Origin of the sequence: Mycobacterium sp. (genome assembly GCF_049281135.1) — a bacterium.
Taxonomy (GTDB): Bacteria; Actinomycetota; Actinomycetes; order Mycobacteriales; family Mycobacteriaceae; genus Mycobacterium.
This window is the reverse complement of sequence record NZ_JBAPRN010000144.1, coordinates 1-3507: the sequence shown is the minus strand read 5'-3', so window position 1 is coordinate 3507 and position 3507 is coordinate 1. Positions and strand designations below refer to the sequence as shown.

The window sequence follows — 3507 nt, the reverse complement described above, 5'->3', positions numbered from 1 at the left end:
GAGGTGGACTTGCTGCGACGCGAACGCCTTCGGGCCTGAGGGCCCGGCCGCGTAGGGGCCCATTCGGCACCGAGACTTAAGCCATTGCGAGGCTTTCCGGCATGTCGTGTGGATGGTTTCAGTGTCGGCGAACCGGCCAGGCTTCAGACCATGGCACGACGGCCGGTCAGCGCGCGGCCCAGGGTCAGCTCGTCGGCGAATTCCAAGTCGCCACCCATCGGCAAACCGGATGCGATCCGGCTGACGGTCAGGCCGGGAATGTCGCGCAGCATCCGCACCAGATAGGTGGCCGTCGCCTCGCCTTCGGTGTTGGGGTCGGTGGCGATGATCACCTCGGTGATGTCCACGCCGTCGACCTGCTCGCCAATCCGGTTCAGCAGCTCGCGAATCCGGAGCTGCTCGGGGCCGACGCCGGACAGTGGGTCCAACGCCCCGCCCAAAACGTGGTAGCGCCCACGGAATTCGCGGGTGCGCTCGACGGCCTGCACATCCTTCGGCTCCTCCACGACGCACACCTGCGTGCCGTCGCGGCGCGGATCGGCGCAGATACGGCATCGCTCGTCGTCGGAGACGTTGCCGCACACCGAACAGAACCGCACGCCGTTGCGGACCTTGGCCAGCACCCCAGTCAACCGGTCGATGTCCGGTGGCTCGACGGACAACAAGTGAAAAGCGATGCGCTGCGCGCTTTTAGGCCCGATACCCGGCAGCTTGCCGAGCTCGTCGATCAGATCCTGAACCGGTCCCTCAAACACCCAGAGCGCCGCCGCCCATGCCACCGGCCAGCGGGCCCAGTTGTTCTTGCGCCAAGGCGGCGACCTGCTTGGTGGCGTCACCAAGCGCGCCGACGAGCAGGTCCTGCAACGTCTCGACGTCGTCGGGGTCAACGACCTTCGGGTCGATCTTCACCGCCACAACCTCGCCGCTGCCCTTGACAGTGACCTCGACCAGACCGCCACCGGCTTTGCCTTGGACCTCGGAGTTGATCAGCCGCTGCTGAGCGGCCATCAACGATTGCTGCATCTGCTGAGCCTGGGCGAGCAACCCCGACATGTCGGGCTGGCCTCCGGGTTGCATGACAGTCCCCTTGCGTCTTGGTATCGACTTGGTTTCGCCTGCGTCGTGCGGGCGGGTCAGAGTTCCAAGCGTAGACGGCGCGGGGCTAACGTGGCGCCGTGCGCATACCTCATCGCCTGCGTGTCGGGGCTCCCGCGGCGCTGGCAGCCGTCGGCCTGCTCGCTGCCGTCGCCATCGCACCGACACTGCCGAGTGCCATCGCGGCACCCGGCAGCATCGCCGGCATGATCGTGTTCCTCGATCCCGGCCATAACGGCGCCAACGACGCATCCATCAGCCGCCAGGTGCCGACCGGTCGCGGTGGCACCAAAGACTGCCAGGCCAGCGGGACAACGACCAACGACGGCTATCCGGAACACACCTTCACCTGGGACACCACGCTGCGCATTCGCGCCGCGCTCAACGCGCTCGGGGCACGCACGGCCATGTCTCGCGGCGACGACTCCACGGTCGGCCCGTGCGTCGATCAACGGGCCGCGATGGCCAATGCGCTGCACCCGAACGCGGTCGTCAGCATCCACGCCGACGGCGGTCCCTCAAGCGGGCGGGGTTTTCACGTCAACTATTCAGCGCCGCCGCTCAACCAGGCCCAGGCCGGACCCGCGGTGCAGTTCGCCCGCGTCATGCGCGACCAGATGCAGGCCTCGGGTATCCCACCGGCCAGCTATATCGGCCAGGACGGCCTCTACGGGCGGTCCGACCTGGCCGGGCTGAACCTGGCGCAGTATCCGTCCGTCCTGGTCGAGTGCGGCAACATGAAGAACCCGGTCGACTCGGCGTTGATGGAAAGCCCCGAGGGCCGGCAGAAGTATGCCGACGCCGTGGTCAGGGGTGTCGCCGCCTTCCTAGGTGGTCAAACAGCGGCGCACTGAGCGGTCAGCTCTCGACTTCCCGCTTCAAGTTGGCCAGCACCTCGGCCTGAATCTTCTTCAGGCCCAGCGGCGCGAACGTCTTCTCGAAGAAGCCCTTCACACCACCGGCACCCTTCCAGGTGGTGGTGACGGTGACGCTCGAACCCGGTCCAGCGGGGGCCACCGTCCAATTGGTCACCATGGTCGAGTTGGCATCTTTTTCGATTACGGCGTGCCCGGCGACGTCGACGTTGGCGCGAACGTCGCGAACCCGCGATTCGGTGGCCTGCAGCTTCCAGCTAGCGACCGTTCCCTGCCCCTGCCCGCCTTGCAGCACCTGGTAGTCGTGGTAATGCGAAGTCAGAATTTTGGGCCGCACGTTTTGGTAGTCACCTACGGCGGACAGCACGGCTGCGGGCTCAGCGTTGATCAGGATCGTGCTGGCTGCACTGACGTGTCCCATTTGGCGTAACTCCTCTACACGGGCTGATGTCGCAGACCAGCGTATAGGTGCCCTTCGAGCCCTAGGCGCTGAGGCGGGTTAGTTCGGTGTCGACCTCCGCCCGTCGCGACGACGCGGCCCGTTTATTCAACCCAAGGCGGAATCCTCTGGGCTTCAACGTGATTGATTCGGAAATCTTCAACTGGTAGTCGTTCTCGGCGGTCAGGTCATAACGATGCAGGATGAGCGCGAGCGTCAGCACGGACTCGTGCAACGCGAACTGCCTACCGATGCAGGCCCGTTGCCCCGTACCGAACGGCTTGTACGCGTGCGCACGGCTCTTCATCTGGCCAGGTGAAAACCGGTCGGGATCGAACCGTTCGGGGTCCGGCCATACCCGCGGGTCACGTTGCACGAGTGGCAGCACCACCAGGACCCACTGTCCTCGCTTGATCCGGTACCGCCCGCCAAGCACGGTGTCTTTGCGCGCGACGCGCAGATAACCGGGCGCGGTGGGCCACAGACGCAAGGCCTCGTCGAGCACCGCCCTCACATACCGCAGTTTCGCGACGTCGCCGTAGGCCGGCTTGGGATCGCCAGATGTGCCCCATAACGCGTCCACCTCTGCCTTGGCCCGGGCCAGGACCTCGGGATTCTGAGTGAGGTAGTACAGCGCGAAAGACAAGGCGCCGGAGGTTGTTTCATGGCCGGCGATGATGAACGTGATGACCTGTTGACGGATGTTGACCGGGTCCATGCTGCGTCCGGTGACCGGGTGTGTGCAATTCAGCATCAAGTCCAGCAGGTCTTGTGCCTCCGAACCGGCGCCGTCGCGGCGTGCCTGGATCACGTCGTCAACGATGCGGCCCATTACCGCGCCCGAACGACGGATGGCCGGCCGCAGCAGCCGGGTCAGCAGGGGGAAGGTCGACCAGCTGGCGTATTTCAGCGTGCGATTCATCGCCGAGATGAAGGGATGTGGCCGACGGCGGTCGAAGGAGCCGAACGAATAGCCGAAGCCGGCACGCCCGATGGATTCCAGAGCCAACCGCGTCGTGTCCGCGGTGACGTCGACCTGACGTCCGCCGTCGGCGGCGCCGTCCCACCGATCCAGCAACTCGCCGATCGCCTCCAGCA

Annotated in this window: 5 protein-coding genes; 1 reads left to right on the top strand and 4 read right to left on the bottom strand. The window is 65.8% G+C overall.

From position 1 onward, the window contains the following. Window positions 1-143: 143 nt before the first annotated feature. Both recR and WAN02_RS05810 read right to left on the bottom strand, forming a co-directional pair. Window positions 144-755 carry a recombination mediator RecR gene (recR, locus tag WAN02_RS05815; protein WP_422263219.1) on the bottom strand — a complete coding sequence of 204 codons (612 nt, stop codon included), beginning with the start codon at window positions 753-755 and terminating at the stop codon, window positions 144-146. Further along, the gene (locus WAN02_RS05810) at window positions 748-1077 is read right to left on the bottom strand and encodes a YbaB/EbfC family nucleoid-associated protein (RefSeq protein ID WP_422263218.1); all 330 of its coding nucleotides are present in this window, start codon (window positions 1075-1077) and stop codon (window positions 748-750) included. Before WAN02_RS05810 ends, recR begins: the two co-directional genes overlap by 8 nt. A 98-nt stretch (window positions 1078-1175) precedes the next feature. On the opposite strand from WAN02_RS05810, the gene WAN02_RS05805 reads away from it, so the two are divergent. After that, the gene (locus tag WAN02_RS05805) at window positions 1176-1949 is read left to right on the top strand and encodes an Rv3717 family N-acetylmuramoyl-L-alanine amidase (protein ID WP_422263217.1); all 774 of its coding nucleotides are present in this window, start codon (window positions 1176-1178) and stop codon (window positions 1947-1949) included. Window positions 1950-1953: 4 nt separating this feature from the next. Here WAN02_RS05805 and WAN02_RS05800 read toward each other — a convergent pair whose 3' ends face one another. Both WAN02_RS05800 and WAN02_RS05795 read right to left on the bottom strand, forming a co-directional pair. Continuing rightward, window positions 1954-2391, bottom strand: a complete 438-nt coding sequence (locus WAN02_RS05800; protein WP_422263216.1) for an SRPBCC family protein — start codon at window positions 2389-2391, stop codon at window positions 1954-1956. A gap of 61 nt (window positions 2392-2452) precedes the next feature. Continuing rightward, window positions 2453-3507: cytochrome P450 (locus WAN02_RS05795; RefSeq protein WP_422263215.1), on the bottom strand; the 1055-nt coding region annotated here is incomplete at its 5' end.

Bases quoted from the DNA above. Each gene is read 5' to 3' on its own strand.
- WAN02_RS05810 (WP_422263218.1), bottom strand. From the start codon at position 1,077: ATGCAACCCGGAGGCCAGCCCGACATGTCGGGGTTGCTCGCCCAGGCT.
- WAN02_RS05800 (WP_422263216.1), bottom strand. From the start codon at position 2,391: ATGGGACACGTCAGTGCAGCCAGCACGATCCTGATCAACGCTGAGCCC.